Source organism: Halomonas sp. ABH4_019 (genome assembly GCF_056159885.1).
Genome location: NZ_JBSWWC010000001.1, coordinates 992122 through 1008029, shown reverse-complemented (window position 1 = coordinate 1008029; position 15908 = coordinate 992122). Strand labels below are relative to the sequence as shown.

Sequence of the window (15908 nt, the reverse complement as noted above, 5' to 3'; positions counted from 1 at the left end):
GAGCGCAGCCAGTTTTCAGACATTGCCTAACGGCGCCCCACCGGCGACAGGACACAGGCGCCGAGCGACTCACGGCACGGGTGGCGCCGGGTGCGAGCGCTCAGCCCAGCGCGAAGGGAATCTCGCCGGCCTCGTGCGCCAGCAGCCACTGTTTGCGGCCGATGCCGGCGGCGTAGCCGGTGAGCCGGCCGTCGCTGCCGATCACCCGGTGGCAGGGCACCACGATGGCCAGCGGATTCTTGCCGTTGGCCGCGCCCACCGCGCGCTGGCCGCCCTTGCAGCCGAGCTGTTCGGCGATCTCGGCGTAGCAGCGGGTCTCGCCGAAGGGGATCGTCGCCAGCGCCTGCCAGACGCGGCGCTGGAAGTCGGTGCCCGCGGGGGCCAGCGGCAGGTCGAAGGCCTGGCGGGTGCCGGCGAAGTACTCGGCGAGCTGGGCCCGGGCCTGCTCGGTGTGGGCGTTGGGCCGGGCCGGCGCGTCCTCTTCCATGACGAAGGCGATCCGGGTCAGGCCTGCGCCGGAGGCTTCGAGGCGAACCAGGCCGAGGGCTTCGCTCTCCGGCGGGCGGAAGTAGTCCAGGGCGTTGTCAGTGCTCATTGGCTTGGCTCCTTGCGTCATGCGTGGGGAGTGGCTGAGACCAGAGCTGCAGGGTCAGGTAGCTGCGCCAGGGCGCGGCGGTGGCCGGGTCGGCGCCGTGAAGGCGGGGCAGGGCCCGGCGCACGCCGGCGTCGCCGGCAAGCCACACATCGGGATGGCCGGTGCCGCGCAGGGCCGCATAGCTGGCCGTCCAGGGCCCGATGCCCTTGAGCGTCGTCCATTCCGTCGGCGCGTCGCCGGCCTCGCCGTCAGCGTACCAGCTCGCGAAGCGCTGCAGGGTCGCCTTGCGGGCACCGGGCATGCGCAGGCAGTCGAGCGCGCTGCCGGCGACGGCCGCGGGCGTCGGGAACTGATAGCCGTTTCCGACCGGCTCGCCCAGGGCCTCGACCAGCCGGGTGACCAGGCCGCGGGCGGCGTCGGTGGAGACCTGCTGGCCGAGGATGGCGCGCACGCCGGCCTCGAAGGGCGACCAGATGCCGGGCAGGCGCAGCCCCTCGACGAGCTCGAGCGTGGGGAAGGCGTCGGCCAGGTGGGCCTCGATGGTGGCGGTGTCGGCGTCCAGGTCGAGCACTCGGCGGATGCGTCGCACCACTGGTGACAGTGTGCGCAGGTCGTCGAGCTCGAGGCGGACCCGGAAGGCGTGGCGTTCCGGTACGTGCTCGGCGATGAACCGGCCCGTCGCCGTTCTACCGTCGGCCGCGTCCCAGCGAATGTAGCGGCCGTAGTGATCCTCGCCGACCCACTCCAGGCCGGGAATGGCGCGGCCGGCGTGGAAATCGCGCAGCTCCGGCCAGGCATAGGGCGGGCGGTAGGCCAGCCACAGCGTCAGGGGCTCGGCGGATTGGCCGGGCGCGGCGGCACGGCGGCGCAGCGCCCGCGGGGCCAGGCCGATGCGGGTCAGGAAGGCGTCGTTGAAGCGCCGCAGGCTGCGAAAGCCGCTGGCGTAGGCGATGTCGGTGATCGGCAGCGTCGTCTGGTGGAGCAGCTGCTTGGCGAACAGGCACTGGCGGTGCTGGGCATAGGCCTTGGGTGAGACGCCGAGCTGCTCGTGGAACAGTCGGCGCAGGTGGCGCTCGCCGACGCCCAGCCGCTCGCACAGCGCCGCCAGCGAGCCGGTCTGCAGGGCGCCGTCGTCGATCAGCCGCAGCGCACGCTCCAGGGTGGTGCGGGTGCCGCGCCAGGCCGGGGAGTCCGGTGCGCTGTCCGGCCGGCAGCGCAGGCAGGGGCGAAAGCCCGCCTCGGCGGCGGCCAGGGCGCTGTCGAAGTAGCGCACGTTGGTTTCCCGGGGCGGCGTGGCCGGGCAGATCGGCCGGCAGTAGATGCCGGTGGTGGTCACGGCGACCACGAAGCGGCCGTCGAAGCGGGCGTCCCGAGCCAGTCGGGCCTGGCGGCACTGGGCGGGGTCCAGCATGGCGGCTTTCCTCGATTCCGACTCTTCCTCGCCAGTGTATCGCGTCGCGCGGACAAGACTCGCCGGAATCGGACGTCTAGCCGAGCTTGCTTCCGGCCAGGCTCTCTTCCAGCCGGGCTCGGTAGGTGCCTGGCAGCCGGGAGGGAGAAGCGATGCCCTGTGCGGGGCATGGCGGCGGCCACGAAAAGGGCGAGCGTCCGTCGTGGACGCTCGCCCCGCTCGTGTTGGCCATTGACCCCGGGCCGGGAGATCTAGCGGCCCGGCCGTCGAGCTCAGTAGCCCAGATAGTGCCCGGCGATCAGCGCCACCCAGCACATGGCGTAGACCAGCACCATCAGCGGCATGATCACGCGCAGCCACTGGGCATAGGAGACCCGGCCGAGGGCCAGCATCGCCAGGGTGCCGCCGGAGGTGGGCACGATGAGGTTGGTCAGGCCGTCGCCCACCTGGAAGGCGGTGATCATCAGCTGGCGGCTCATGTCGATCAGGTCGGCCAGCGGGATCAGGATCGGCATGGTCACCAGCGCCTGGCCGGAGCCGCTGGGCACGAACAGGTTGATCACGCCCTGGATGACGCTGGCGGCCACCGCCGCCAGCGCGGTCGGCATGTCGCCCACCAGGCCGCTCAGGCCGTGGACGATGGTGTCGATGATCTGGGCGTCCTTGAGGATGACCTGGATCGACGCCGCGACTCCGATCACCAGCGCGCCGGCGGTAACGGTGGAGGCGCCTTCCATCATCTGCTTGACCAGTTCGTTGGCGCCCAGGCCGTTGGCGAAGCCGATCACGATCGCCATCAGCAGGAACATGCCGGCGATCTCGTTGATGTACCAGCCGCGGGTGAACACCCCGATCAGCATGATCACCAGGCCGCCCACGAAGATGCCCAGGGTCATCAGGTCGCGGCGCGTCAGGGTGTAGTCCTCGAGCCGCTTGGTGAGCTCGGCGGGCTGGTCGTCGCGGTAGTCGATGTGGACCACGTAGCGGCAGATGAAGGCGCTCAGGGTGGCCAGGCAGCCGACCACCATCAGGGTCCTCAGCCACCAGCCGGAGAAGGTCGGCAGCTCGCCGATGCCCTGGGCCACCCCGACGGTGTAGGGGTTGATCGGCGAGAGGGCGAAGCCGATCCCGATGCCACCCACGGCCATGGTCACGCCGACCAGCCGTGAGCAGCCGATGGCGGTGGCGATCAGCACGCCGATGGGCACCAGGGCGATGTTGTTCTCGAAGCCGACCGCCACGCCGAAGAAGCCGTAGATGAAGGTGCCGGCGGCGATGATCAGGTTGCGGCTGCGGGCGTTGTTCTCGGCGCCGACCCGATGGACGGCGACGCCGATGGCGTTCTCCAGCGCCCCGGTGCGCTGCAGGATATGGAAGAGCCCGCCGGCGATGAAGACGATGAACAGGTACTGAGAGGCGGCGATCAGCCCCTCGGGGATGGCCACGAAGATGCTGAAGACGTGGAGGTTGGCCACGTCGGCGAGATAGCGGAAGGAGTCGGGAATGACCGAGGTCCTGCCGTTGTCGAGCATTTCACGCTGGTACTCGCCGGCCGGCACGATGAAGGTCATCAGATAGGCGGCCACCAGGATCAGGAAGATCAGGACCATCGGGTCCGGCACGCGCTGGTACCACTTCGGCGCGGCCGAGGCCGATGATGCCGAGCTCTGGGCGTTTTGTCGGGATTGGCTCATGGTCGACCCTCGGAGCGTTGTCGGTGTTGTCGTGGGGGTGGAACGAGTCGGGAATGGGAGTCATGCCGCGCCCTGGCGCTTGGCCAGGCGTTGGCAGACGTGGACCAGGACCTCGACGGCGGCCGTCAGGTCCTCGGGTTCGATGGCCTCGGCGGGGTGATGGCTGACGCCCCCTTCGCAGCGCAGGAAGAGCATGCCGATATCGCACAGCGAGCGCATGGCCAGGCCGTCATGGCCGGCTCCGCTGAACAGCACCCGCGGCGGGAGGCCGCCGTCGCGCACGGCGCCCTGCAGCTCCTCGGAGAGCCAGTCGGAGCACTGCACGGCGGACTGTTCGTAGGTCAGCTGGTGGTCGAGCCCCAGGCGGGCGCCGGACAGGGCGACGTCGATGCGCTCCAGCAGCGTCGCGCGTGCCTGGCGACGGATCTCGTCGTTCGGCGAGCGCAGCTCGATGGACAGGGTGGTGGTCTGGGGGATGACGTTCACCCCGTTGGGGGCGTTCTCGATCTTGCCCACCACGCCGACCAGGTCCTCTGTCTCCCGACACAAGGCATCCACCAGGCGGATCACCTCGGCGGCGCCGACCAGGGCGTCCTGGCGTACGTGCATGGGCACCGTGCCGGCGTGGCCGGCCAGGCCGTGGATGGTCAGGCGATGACGCTCGATGCCGGTGATGGCGCTCACCACCCCGACTGGCAGGTCCTCGAGCTCGAGCTGGGGGCCCTGCTCGATATGCACCTCGAGGAAGGCGAGCACGTCCTCGGGGGCGTAGCGGTCCTCGGCGATGCGCTCCGGGCGGCAGCCGAAGGCCTCGAGGGCCTCGCGCAGCGTCATGCCGCCGTCGTCGCTGGCCTCCAGCATGGCGTCGTCGAAGCCGCCGGCGAGCACCTTGGAGCCCAGCAGCGTCGAGCTGAAGCGGGTGCCTTCCTCGTCGCTGAAGGCCACCACGTCGATATGGAAGGGCAGCGCGATGGCGTTGTCCTTCAGGTACTTGACCAGCGCCAGCGGCAGGATCACGCCGAGGATGCCGTCGTACTTGCCGCCGTGGGGCACGGTGTCCTGGTGCGAGCCGAGCAGCAGCGTGCGGGCGCCGGGCGTCGCGCTGGCATGGCGGCCGATCAGGTTGGCGCCGTTGTCCATGCGCACCGTCATGCCGAGCTCGTGCATCCAGCCGCCCAGGGCGTCCAGCACGCTGCGGTGTTCCGGCGTGGCGCAGCGCCGGGTGACGCCCTCGCGGTCCGGGTCCCGGGTCTCGCTGAAGCGGGCCGCGGTTTCCAGCCACTGCCAGGCCTGTCGGGCCGCCGGTTCGTATGAATGACTCATGGATTCCCCTTGCCGAGGCGGCCGGTGGGGCATCGCCAGGGCGTCTTCAATTTATCATGATAAATAGAGGCTAGCGGGGCTCGGCGAGAACTGTCAATCGACGCCGCATGCCCCTTGGAGGCAGCGGTTCGCTCCCGGGTGGGCGGAAGCGGGCGAAAACAATTTGTTATGATAAATATCCGCTCGGCGTGGCTCGCCAGGCTACGACGATGGTCTAGTCGCCCGGTGCCGCCGGGGCGGCAGGCGGGGCAGAGGCAAGGGAAGAAGGAAGAGGCAAGAAGGAAGAGAAACGACAGGGCGAAGGCACTTGCGAACCGCTCGGCGCGCCCCTTGGCGTGCCCCGAGCGCCGGCCGGCACGGGGCTCGGGAGACTCGCCAGCGGCTAGCGGGAGGGGGGCGTCGAGGGAGCGATGGCGTCGGACAGGTCGCGCAGCGCCAGGTACTCGCGACTCGGCGTCTCGCCGGCGCTGTCGTCGGCCCTGAAGAAGGCCTTGTCGAGGGTGGCCTCCCGCGCTTCCATCAGCGCCTGGGCGGCCTGCATGTGCTCGGTCATGACCTGACGTGCTCGGTCGATGTCGTCGTCACGCAGGGCGTCGAGCAGCCGGCGCTGGAAGTCGTAGCCGCGCTGGCGCAGCTCCGGGTAGGGCCGGTCGTAGATCCGCTGGCAGGTGGTCAGGCTCATCAGCAGGCGGATCATGAAGCGGCACATCAGCGCCAGCAGCGGATTGGGGCAGTAGTCCACCAGCACCAGGTGGAACTCCAGCTCCTTGATGCGCTGGGTGCGTTCTTCCTCCAGGGTGGCGGGGGGATGGGTGTAGTAGGCCATCACCGCCTCCAGGCGCCGGAAGGCGTCGTCGTCCAGCACGCCCTCGAGGCTGGCCACCATGGCGGGCTGGAGCTGCTTGCGCACCTCGTAGATGTCATGGATGGTCGGCGGGCGGAAGAAGAAGTAGTTGCCCAGCAGCTCCATGGCCCGGTCGTCGCTCACCTCGCTGATGAAGGCGCCGCCGCCGGGGCCGGTGCGGGTCTGGAGCAGGCCCTGGGCCGACAGGCCGCGCAGGGCCTCGCGGATGGTGCCCTTGGAGGCGTCCAGCGCCTCGACCAGGTGGGATTCCTGGGGCAGGCGATCCCCCGGGCCGAGTCCGTGGCGGGCGATGTATTCCTTGATCGCCTCGCCGATGACCTCGGGGCGGGCACGGCGCGCGGTGTGTCGTGGTGACTGGCTCATCACTCTCCTTGCGGGCGGGGCCGGGACGGCCGGTGGCAACGGGCCCGATGATCCGGATTCTCCGATACCCTGTCCAGATGGGCCCTCGTTCCGACGGCGATTGTCGTCGACTCGACTGTCATGCTATTTGTCATGATAAATAGCCGCGGTGCCTGGCGCCAATGCCGCCGGGCCTCTCACCGGAGTGTGCCATGACCTTCAGCCTGATCGCCCTGGATCGCGACCGACGCACCCTGGGTGTCGCCTGCGCCACGGGCGGCCCCGCCCTGGGCGGCTTCGTGCCCCACCTGCATGCCGGCGTCGGGGCCGCGATCACCCAGGGCTACAGCACCAATGTGATGGCCGCCGAGCGCGGCCTGGCTCGGCTCGCCGCCGGCGAGGCGGCGGCCTCGGCGGTGGCCGAGCTGCGTCGCGAGGACCGCGGCGAGGCCTGGCGGCAGCTGGCGTTGATGAATCGCCACGGCGAGGTGGCGGGCTGGACCGGAGCGAGCAACGTGCCGGTCTGCGACCTGCACCTCGAGCCCGGCCTGGCCGTGGCGGGCAACATGCTGGGCAGCGACGAGGTGGTGCCCGCGATGATCGCGGCCCATCGCCAGGCGATGGCGTCCGGCGAGGCGCTGGCCGAGGCGCTGCTGGCCGCCCTGGACGCGGGCCGGCGAGCCGGCGGCGACCGGCGCGGGCTGGTGTCGGCGGCGCTCAAGGTCCGCGCCCCCGGCGGTTTGCCCCTGGACCTGCGCATCGACCACTCGGACGAGGCGGTGACGGCGCTGGTCGAGCTGCACCGGCGGGTTCGGGCCGACCGGGACTTCCAGGCCTTCCTGGCACGCCTGCCCACGGGCGAGGCCCCGGATCGGCACTAGGCTCTGTACGAAAACTGTCTGCGCTTGCCCATACGGCGTTAAAAATCGGCTCGTGCGCGAGCCCGGTCAAAGGACTCATTTACACCGCGTAAACTCGCACGCGAGCCCGGTCCGTCTTTTCACCGATTTTTGCCTTGCGACCCACATGGATGTGGGAAGTGCGTTGGCCCGTAGGGAACGGGCCTAGGACGAGCCATCGCTCGCCGACTGTTCGTACAAAACCTAGATCCGGGCCAGGCGCGAGCGCCTTCGGGAGCTTATCCCACCAGCCGGGGCAGTGGCGTGGCGTCCGTCGCTACGCTCAGCGTCTTGCCGTGAAAGCGGGCCAGGATGTCGGCCAGGATCGCCAGGGCGATCTGCGCCGGGGTCTTGCTGCCGAGGGCCAGTCCGATCGGCATGTGGATCCGGGCGATCGCCTCGGCGTCGAGGCCGCCGGAGCGGGCCAGGCGCTCGGCGCGCTTGGCGGAGGTTCGCGCCGAGCCCATCACGCCGATGTAGAAGGCCTCGGTGCGCACCGCCTCGATCATCGCCAGGTCGTCGATGCGCGGGTCGTGGGTCAGGGCCACCACCGCCGTGGCGCCATGGGCGCCCCGAGTGGCCAGGTAGCGCGAGGGCAACTCGCAACGCACCTCGGCCGACGCCACGGGGAAGGCCTCGCAGGCTTCGGCTCGGGGATCGCAGACGATCACCTCGAAGCCCAGCGACACCGCGAACTCGGCGCAGTACTCCGAGACCGGCGAGATGCCGGCGATCACCAGCCGCACGCCGGGGGTGACGCGAATCTCGACGATCTCGTCCGGTCCCTCGCGGCGGCGGGTGACCCGTTCCCCGGGGCGATCGTCGTCGCCCAGGGCGAGTCGGCCACTGGTCAGGCACACCTCGCGGCGCAGTCGGTCCTTTCCCGCCAGGCTGTCCTGCACTCTGGCCAGGTGCTCCCGCGTCGCCGGGTCGGGCCTCAGGCGCTCCACCAGTACCTCGAGGTTGCCATCGCAGGGCAGGCGCACCTCGGGCGCCGTCACGCCCCCCGCGCCGTAGCGCAGCAGGGTCACCGGCTCGCGGCACTCGCCGCGAGCCAGGCGCTCGAGGAAGTCCTCCTCCACGCAGCCCCCCGACAGCGAGCCGAGATGCGCGCCGTCGTCGCGCACCGCCAGCAGCGAACCGGGCCCCCGCGGCGAGGAGCCGTAGGTGGCGAGCACCGTGCACAGCCAGACGCCATGGCCCGCGGCGAGCCAGTCGCGAGCACGGGCGATGACGCGGGTATCCAGGGGTTGCATGAGCGCGCCTCCTACGTTGTCCGGCGGCCCGTCATCAGGCCTTGACCACCGCGTTCAGCCAGTCGCGGCACTCGTCCGCCCGGTGGGCGGGCCAGTCGATGCGCAGCCGGGTGTCGCCCTGATCGAGTTCGATGTGGATATGGTGCGCCGAGGCGGCGGGGGCCCGGCCCAGCAGCCGTGACCACCAGGAGGCCCGGGCCGGCCGGCTCGCCGCGGCGGGCGGCGCGCTCGCCTCGGCGCGGGGAGCTGCGGGGGTGGCCTCGGAGAGCGCGGTCTCGGTCGTGGTGGCTGCGGCCACGGGCTCGCCGTTCAGGCGGCGGGTCAGGTTGACGCCGAACTCGTCCCACATGCGGTCGGCCTTGGTCTTCATCACCGCCAGGCCGAAGGTGCCGAGGCGGCCGAAGACGTCGGCCCGGACCCTGACGCGCAGCTCGGTGCCGCCGTCCTCGCGCTCCTCGAGGAACATCTCGCTGGTCTGCTTGATGGAACTCGCCACCGAGGCGTCCTCGCCGGTGCCCTCGGCGCGCAGGTAGCGCGGTGCATCTTGCTCGACGATGCGCGTGTTGAGGGTGAAACGGGCGCTGATGAAGGAGATCTTGACCTGCATGTGGGCGACGTATTCGGTGTCGCTGACGACCTCGACGGACTGCATGCCGGGCACACAGACGCCCATGGCCTCGGGGTCGAGTACGAATGCCCAGACCTGCTGCGGTGGGACATCCAGGGTGAGGGACTTTTCAATTTCCATGCAGCTTCTCCGCGGCGTGTTGAATGGATTCGACGATCTGGGTGTAGCCGGTGCAGCGGCACAGGTTGCCGTTCAGGGCCTGGCGAATCTCGTCGCTGGTGGGGCGGGGGATGTCGGCGAGCAGGGCACTGGCCGCCATCAGGAACCCCGGGGTGCAGTAGCCGCACTGCAGGCCGCCGCCGTCGACGAAGCTCGCCTGCAGAGGGTGGAGGGTCTCGCCGTCGGCGAGGCCCTCCACGGTGTCGATGTGCTGGCCGTCGGCCTGCACGGCCAGGCCCAGGCAGGACTTGACCAGCCGCCCCTCGACGAGCACCGAGCAGGCGCCGCAGATGCCGGTCTCGCAGCCGCGCTTGGTGCCGGTGAGGCCCAGGTCGTCGCGCAGGAAATCGCTGAGCAGGCGCCGGGCGGGCACGTTGGCCGTGACGGGTTCGCCGTTGATGATGACCTCGATGCGGTGTTCGCTCATGGCTATGACTCCAGGGAAATGCCGAAGAGGTGGGCGAGGTTGCGCCGGGCGATGACGCGCACCATGTCGCGGCGATATTCCGCCGAGCCGCGGGCGTCGGAGAGCGGCGAGATGTCGGCGGCGACGAGCTCGGCGGCCTCGGCCAGGGTGGCGGCGTCGAGGGGGCGTTCGATCAGCAGCGCCTCGGCCCGGGTGGCCCGGGTCGGCACCACGGTGGAGGCGCCGACCACCAGCCGTGCCGCCTCGCAGCCGTCGCCGCGCCGGCGCGCCCAGGCCGCCACGCTGACCAATGGCCGGTGCTCCGCCGCCGTGCGCAGGTAGCGGGCGTAGTGGCCGATGTCGCCCTCGGCGGGGGGCGGCAGGCGGATCTCGGTGATCAGCTCGCCGGGCTCCAGGGCGGTGGTGTAGTAGTCGACCAGAAACGCTTCCATGGACAGCCGACGCGCGCCCCGGGGGCCCTGGATCACCACTTGGGCGTCCAGCGCCATCAGGCAGCCGGGCGGGTCGGTGGCGGGGTCGGCGTAGCAGAGGTTGCCGCCGAGCGTTCCCTGGTTGCGCACCTGGGGGTTGGCGACCCGGCCGGCCATGCTGGCCAGCATGGGGTAGTGCGCCTGGACCTCCGGCGAGGCCGCCAGCTCGGCGTGGCGGGTCAGGGCGCCGATGGCAAGGCCCCGCTCGGCGTCGAAGCGAATGCCGCGCAGCGCCTCGAGCCGCCCCAGCGAGACCAGCCGCCGGGGCGACAGCATGCGCTGGCGCATGCCCAGCATCAGGGCGGTGCCACCGGCGATCAGGCGGCCTTCCTCCGGGGCTTCCAGGAGCATCCGGCTGGCCTCGGCGGGCGAGCCTGGCGTGAGGAAATCGAAGTCATGCATGGGACGTCTCCTCCTGCTTGGCGCGCAGCGCGGCGAGCACCTTCTCCGGGGTGATGGGCAGCTCGGTGATGCGCACGCCCACGGCGTCGAAGACGGCGTTGGCGATCGCCGCCGGCCCGGGCAGGATGGCGGTCTCGCTGGCGCCCTTGGCGCCGTAGGGGCCGTTGGGGTCGTGAGACTCGACGATGCCGGAGGCCAGCAGCGGAACGGCGTCGGCGGTGGCCATGGTGTAGTCGGCGAAGTTGCCGTTCATGATCCGGCCCTCCTCGACCTGCAGCCGTTCGTAGAGGGTCCAGCCGATCGCCTGGGCGGCGGCGCCATTGCTCTGGCCGTGGATGGCCAGTGGGTTGAAGGCCTTGCCGCAGTCGTCGGAGATGAAGCTCTCGACCACCTCGACGCGCCCGGTCTCGGTGTCGACCTCGACTTCCACCGCCTGGGCGGCGAAGGAGTAGGCCGGGGCGATGTTGCCGTAGAGGTTGTCGTCGTGCATGCGGGTCTGCGGGTCCCAGGTGGCCGAGACCTGCAGGCCCTCGCCGCCGTGGCGCCAGATATGCTGACGGGCCAGGGTCGCCAGGTCGGCGACGACGTCGCCTCCATCCTGGACGCGCACCACGCCGTCGACGAGCTCCAGCGCGTCCTCGGCCTGGCCCGACAGCTCGGCGGCCAGGGCCAGCAGTTGGCCCTTGGCCTTGCGGGCGGCGAGAATGGCGGCGTGGCCGCCGGACATGGTGACCCGCGAGGCCAGCGAGCCGATGGCGAAGGGCGAGCTGTCGGTGTCCGGCGGTATCACCTGTACGTGGGCCAGCGGCAGGGTCAGCTCGTGGGCGACCACTTGGCCGAGCATGGTCATGGCGCCCTGGCCCATGTCGCACTCGCCGCTTTGCACGAAGGCGCGGCCGTCCTCGTTGAGCTTGATCACCACCGTGGAGCCGTCCCAGTTGCCGATGGTGCGGTTGCCGCTGACGTGCATCGCCGCGCCGATGCCCACGCCGCGGCGACGGCTGCCGACCTGCCCGCCGCGGCGGCGCTTGGCGGGCCAGCCGATCGCCTCGGTGCACTGGTCGAGGCACTCGGAGAGCCCGGTGCTGCCGACCTGCCAGCCGTGGATCGAGGTATCGCCGGCCCGGATGGCGTTCAGGCGGTGGATCGCCACCGGGTCGAGGCCCAGTTGTTCGGCCATGGCGTCGATATGGCTGTTGAGGGCGAACAGCATCTGGGTGCCGCCGAAGCCGCGGAAGGCGCCGTGGGGCGGCGTGTGGGTATAGCTCAGCACGGCGCGGGAGCGCACGTTTTCCAACCGATGCATGTTGTCGCTGCGCATCGCCGAGACGTGCATGACCTCGTTGGTCAGGCCGCAGTAGGCGCCGCAGTCGGCGAGGATCGTCACGTCCTTGGCGACGATGCGCCCCTCCCGGGTCATGCCCAGCTTGAGGGTGATGCGTTCGGGGAGGCTGGAACAGGCGCCCTGGAAATCCTCCAGGCGGCTGTTGACCAGACGTACCGGGCGGCCGGTCTTCAGGGCCAGCAACCCGGCGATCAGGTTGTTGGCGTCCTCGACGATCTTGCCGCCGAAGCCGCCGCCGGTGGTGGTCTGCATCACCCTTACCCGGGACGTTGGCAGCTCCAGGGCCGCCGCCAGGCGGGCCCGTGCCAGGAATACCGACTGGGTGGAGGTCCACACCTGCAGGCGGCCGTCGCCGTCGAGGCGCGCCACGCTGGCCATGGGTTCGAGGTAGCCGGGGTACTGGGCGTGGGTGGTGTAGGTGGCCTCGTGAATCAGATCGGCCTGGGCGAAGCCGTTTTCCACGCTGCCGCGCTCGAAGGCGATCCGGTGGGCCACGTTGTCGCGCTCGGGATGGATGCCAGCGGCGTCCTCGGCCAGGGCGTCCTCCGGGGTGAACAGCGCCGGCAGCGGTGCATAGTCGATGCGCACCAGCTCCAGGGCGTCGCGGGCTATCTCGTCGCTGGTGGCGGCCACGGCCACTACCTCCTCGCCGGCGAAACGCACCACCTCGCGGGCCAGGATGCGGCGCTCCTTGTGGTGCACACCCCACAGGGTATCGGGGGCATCGGCGCCGGTCAGCACCGCCTTGACGCCGGGCAGGGCGCGGGCCTCGCGGGTGTCGATACGGACGATCCGCGCATGCGGATAGGGGCTGCGCAGCACCTTGCCGTGCAGCATGCCGGGCAGCTGGATGTCGCCGGCGTACTCGGCGCGCCCGGTCACCTTGGCCTTGGCCGTGACCTGGGGCGTGTCGCGGCCGATGGGGGATGTGGGCATCTCGACCCTCCTGTCGACTGATGGGGATCCGTGGGGGCTGGTCGGGGCGTTCATGACGAGGCGACCTCGCCGCCTGACGTGGCGCGCCGCCGGCGGCCGGCGATGGCGGCGCCCAGGGCCCACAGCAGCAGCGCCAGACACACGGCCAGCAGGCCGCCGCTCACCGGGCGTTCGATAAAGGTCATGGGGTCGCCGCGGGACAGCAGCAGGGCGCGGCGCAGGTTCTCTTCCAGCAGCGGGCCGAGCACGAAGCCCAGCAGCAGCGGGGCGGGGCTGAAGTTCAGCAGGCTCAGGCCGTAGCCCAGGGCGCCGATCGCTGCTACCACGTAGACGTCGAAGACGTTGTTGTTGACGCTGTACACGCCCAGGCAGATGAACACGATGATCGCCGGGTAGAGCATGCTGAAGGGGATGCGCAGCAGGGCGGTCCAGATACCGATCAGCGGCATGTTGAGCACCAGCAGCAGCAGGTTGCCGATGCCGAAGCTGACCACCAGGCTCCAGAACATCACCGGATTCTCGGCGATCATCAGCGGCCCCGGCTGGATGCCGTGCAGCATCATGGCGCCGAGCATCAGGGCCATGACCACGTCGCCGGGGATGCCGAGGGTCAGGGTCGGCACGAAGGCGGTCATGGCGCCGGCGCTGTTGGAGGACTCGGCCCCGGCGATGCCCTCCACGGCCCCCTTGCCGAAGCGCTCGGGCTCCCGGGCCAGCTTCTTCTCCACCGCGTAGGACATGAACGGCGACAGGCCGGAGGCGGTGCCGGGCATGGTGCCGAAGAAGCTGCCGATGGCGGTGCCGCGCAGCATGGCAGGCACCGCGCGGCGGATATCGAGCCACTTGGGCAGCATGGCACGCAGCGAGAAGCGGGCCGTGTGCCGGTCGCCGCCGCTCAGCCGCATGCTGGTGATCACCTCGGAGAGCCCGAACAGGCCCATGGCCAGGGCCACCAGGTTGATGCCGTCCATCAGCTCCGGGAGGCCGAAGTTGAAGCGCGCCACGCCGGTGTTGATGTCGGTGCCGACCATGCCCAGCAGCACCCCCAGCACCACCATGGCCAGGCTCTTGGCGGTGGAACTGGCGCCCACCGCCGAGGCGGCGATCAGCCCCAGCAGCATCAGCGAGAAGTACTCGGCGGGGCCGAACGCCAGGCCGATCTCGGAGAGCAGCGGGCCGATGGACGCCAGCAGCAGCAGGCCGAGAATGGAGCCGGCGAAGGACGATGACATGGCGATGAACAGGGCCACGCCGGCGCGCCCCTGTTTTGCCATCGGGTAGCCGTCCAGGCTGGTCACCGCCGCGGCGGGCGTGCCGGGGATGTTGAGCAGGATCGAGGCGATGGAACCGCCGTACTGGGAGCCGTAGAAGACCCCCGCCAGCATCGCCAGGGCGGCGGTTGAGGGGATGTAGTAGGTGATCGGCAGCAGCAGCGAGATCGCCGCCATGGCGCCGACGCCTGGCAGGACCCCGACCAGGGTGCCGAGGAAGACCCCGATGAAGCAGTACAGCAGCATGGTGGGCTGGGTCGCGTCCTGCAGGCCCAGCATCAAGGCTTCCAGAGTGCCCATGGTTGCACCTCTCCGGATCGTGGGTGGTAGTGAAGGGACTAGCCCCGTCGTGACTCGCCGGCGCGGGGCGCTAGCCCGACCAGGGCCAGGCGGGCAGGGTCATGCCCAGTGCCGCGACGAAGATCAGATAGGTGATGGCCGCGATGGATACGGCCACCTTGCACTTGGTGGACCAGGCGAGTCGGCGGTCGGGGACCAGCGCCACCAGGGCAGCGGCCAGGGTGGCGACCACCAGTCCGAGCCGGGGCAGCAGCAGGCCGAAGAGCACGATGCTGGCGACCACGAAGCCGGCGTTGGCCCATTCGGCGCGGATCGATGTGCCAGGGCGGCGCCAGGCCGGCACGGCCACGATCAGCCCCAGCAGGGCCAGCACGCCGCCGAGGATCACGGGCAGGTAGCCCGGCCCCATGCGCGCGACGTTGCCCAGCGCGTAGTGATCATGGGCGTACCAGGTGGTGAACAGGCCGAGCGCCACCAGCAGCCCCCCGCCGAGGAGGCCTTGGATATCTCGTTCGAGCATGAGGAATGTCCGTCGCTGTCAACGTGGAGCGAGCCGGGGGCACGAGCGGCCCCCGGGCCGGTGCCGGGAAGGCGTCAGTCGACGCTGATGCCCAGATCGTCGATGACCAGTGCCAGGCGCTCGTAGTCGTCGGCGTTGATCTCGGCCAGGGCCTCGGGCTCGCCACCTACCGGGACGGCGCCGACCTGGGCCATCTGCTCGACGACCTCGGGCAGCTCGAGGATCTCGTTCATTTGGGCGTTGAGCGTCTCGAGGATCTCGTCCGGGGTGCCCTTGGGCGCCATCAGGCCGTGCCAGGCGCCGAGTCGCACCGCGTCGTAGCCCTGCTCGGCGACGGTCGGCACGTCTTCCAGCACCGGCGAGCGCTGCGGGTCGGTGATGGCGACCAGGTTGAGGCGACCCGATTCGATCAGCTGGGCCACCGGGCCGTAGGTGACATAGCCCAGGTCGATGTGGCCGGCCAGCACGTCGGGGACGATGGGGCTGACGCCGCGATAGGGGATGTGCAGGGTGTCGATGCCGGCCTCGCGGTCCAGCCACTCGGCGGCGATGTGCATCGGCGAGCCGGCGCCGGGGCTGCCGTAGGTGAGGTTCTTGCCGTCCTTGGCCTGGCTGACCAGGTCCTCGACGGTCTCGATGCCGGTATCGGGGTTGGCCACCATCAGCACCGCCTGATAGTTGGTGAGGACCACCGGGTCGAGGCCGTCGACCACGTCGTAGCTGACGTCGTCGGGCAGGTTCATGACCAGCGGGGCGGTGGTGAAGGGGTTCGGGGTGAACAGCAGGGTGTAGCCATCGGCGTCGGCCCGGGCGACGTAGTTGTTGCCGATGGTGCCGCCGGCACCGGGCCGGTTCTCCACTACCACCGGCTGGCCGAGGCGCTCGCCGAGCTTGTCGGCGAACAGCCGCGCCATGCCGTCGGTGTCCGCACCCGGCGGATAGGACACCACGATGGTCACCGGCTTGGTGGGGAAGGCCTCCGCCTGGGCGCTGCCGGCGCCGAGGGTGGTGGCGGCGATCGCGGTGGTGATGAACAGTCGGCGCATCAGGGTCATGCGTTGTCTC

Annotated in this window: 14 protein-coding genes; 1 reads left to right on the top strand and 13 read right to left on the bottom strand. The window is 70.5% G+C overall.

Translation table 11 applies throughout. The annotated features are described in order from the left end of the window. Positions 1-100: 100 nt before the first annotated feature. The 5 genes from ACXAFN_RS04545 to ACXAFN_RS04525 all read right to left on the bottom strand — a co-directional run bounded on the left by ACXAFN_RS04545 (position 101) and on the right by ACXAFN_RS04525 (position 6251). A complete protein-coding gene (locus ACXAFN_RS04545) occupies positions 101-595 on the bottom strand; it encodes a methylated-DNA--[protein]-cysteine S-methyltransferase (RefSeq protein ID WP_474986573.1) in 495 nt (164 codons plus the stop codon). Next, entirely contained in the window at positions 585-2006 is a 1422-nt protein-coding gene (locus tag ACXAFN_RS04540; RefSeq protein ID WP_474986571.1) for a DNA-3-methyladenine glycosylase 2 family protein, read from the bottom strand. Before ACXAFN_RS04540 ends, ACXAFN_RS04545 begins: the two co-directional genes overlap by 11 nt. Positions 2007-2278: 272 nt before the next feature. Further along, a complete protein-coding gene (locus ACXAFN_RS04535; protein WP_474986569.1) occupies positions 2279-3700 on the bottom strand; it encodes a YfcC family protein in 1422 nt (473 codons plus the stop codon). A 60-nt stretch (positions 3701-3760) separates the two neighbouring features. Then, positions 3761-5023 carry an allantoate amidohydrolase gene (locus tag ACXAFN_RS04530; protein ID WP_474986568.1) on the bottom strand — a complete coding sequence of 421 codons (1263 nt, stop codon included), beginning with the start codon at positions 5021-5023 and terminating at the stop codon, positions 3761-3763. Positions 5024-5405: 382 nt separating this feature from the next. Continuing rightward, entirely contained in the window at positions 5406-6251 is an 846-nt protein-coding gene (locus ACXAFN_RS04525; RefSeq protein ID WP_474986566.1) for a FadR/GntR family transcriptional regulator, read from the bottom strand. Positions 6252-6442: 191 nt separating this feature from the next. On the opposite strand from ACXAFN_RS04525, the gene ACXAFN_RS04520 reads away from it, so the two are divergent. Further along, the gene (locus ACXAFN_RS04520) at positions 6443-7111 is read left to right on the top strand and encodes a DUF1028 domain-containing protein (RefSeq protein WP_474986564.1); all 669 of its coding nucleotides are present in this window, start codon (positions 6443-6445) and stop codon (positions 7109-7111) included. A 257-nt stretch (positions 7112-7368) separates the two neighbouring features. Here the strand turns inward: ACXAFN_RS04520 and ACXAFN_RS04515 are convergent, their stop codons facing one another. The 8 genes from ACXAFN_RS04515 to ACXAFN_RS04480 form a co-directional block, all read right to left on the bottom strand. Further along, complete coding sequence (locus ACXAFN_RS04515; protein ID WP_474986562.1) at positions 7369-8385, bottom strand: XdhC family protein; 1017 nt, start codon at positions 8383-8385, stop codon at positions 7369-7371. Between the two features lie 34 nt (positions 8386-8419). Continuing rightward, positions 8420-9133 carry a CoxG family protein gene (locus ACXAFN_RS04510; RefSeq protein WP_474986560.1) on the bottom strand — a complete coding sequence of 238 codons (714 nt, stop codon included), beginning with the start codon at positions 9131-9133 and terminating at the stop codon, positions 8420-8422. Continuing rightward, positions 9123-9599, bottom strand: a complete 477-nt coding sequence (locus ACXAFN_RS04505; RefSeq protein WP_474986559.1) for a (2Fe-2S)-binding protein — start codon at positions 9597-9599, stop codon at positions 9123-9125. The genes ACXAFN_RS04510 and ACXAFN_RS04505 overlap by 11 nt, the downstream gene beginning before the upstream one ends. Positions 9600-9601: 2 nt before the next feature. Beyond that, a complete protein-coding gene (locus tag ACXAFN_RS04500) occupies positions 9602-10471 on the bottom strand; it encodes an FAD binding domain-containing protein (RefSeq protein ID WP_474986557.1) in 870 nt (289 codons plus the stop codon). Further along, complete coding sequence (locus ACXAFN_RS04495) at positions 10464-12752, bottom strand: xanthine dehydrogenase family protein molybdopterin-binding subunit (protein WP_474986555.1); 2289 nt, start codon at positions 12750-12752, stop codon at positions 10464-10466. Before ACXAFN_RS04495 ends, ACXAFN_RS04500 begins: the two co-directional genes overlap by 8 nt. 50 nt (positions 12753-12802) lie before the next feature. Then, positions 12803-14323 carry a tripartite tricarboxylate transporter permease gene (locus tag ACXAFN_RS04490; RefSeq protein WP_474986553.1) on the bottom strand — a complete coding sequence of 507 codons (1521 nt, stop codon included), beginning with the start codon at positions 14321-14323 and terminating at the stop codon, positions 12803-12805. Positions 14324-14393: 70 nt separating this feature from the next. Further along, positions 14394-14843: a tripartite tricarboxylate transporter TctB family protein gene (locus tag ACXAFN_RS04485; protein WP_474986552.1), complete on the bottom strand. Its 450-nt coding sequence runs from the start codon at positions 14841-14843 to the stop codon at positions 14394-14396. 74 nt (positions 14844-14917) lie between these two features. Beyond that, positions 14918-15898: a Bug family tripartite tricarboxylate transporter substrate binding protein gene (locus ACXAFN_RS04480; RefSeq protein ID WP_474986550.1), complete on the bottom strand. Its 981-nt coding sequence runs from the start codon at positions 15896-15898 to the stop codon at positions 14918-14920. Positions 15899-15908 lie beyond the last annotated feature (10 nt).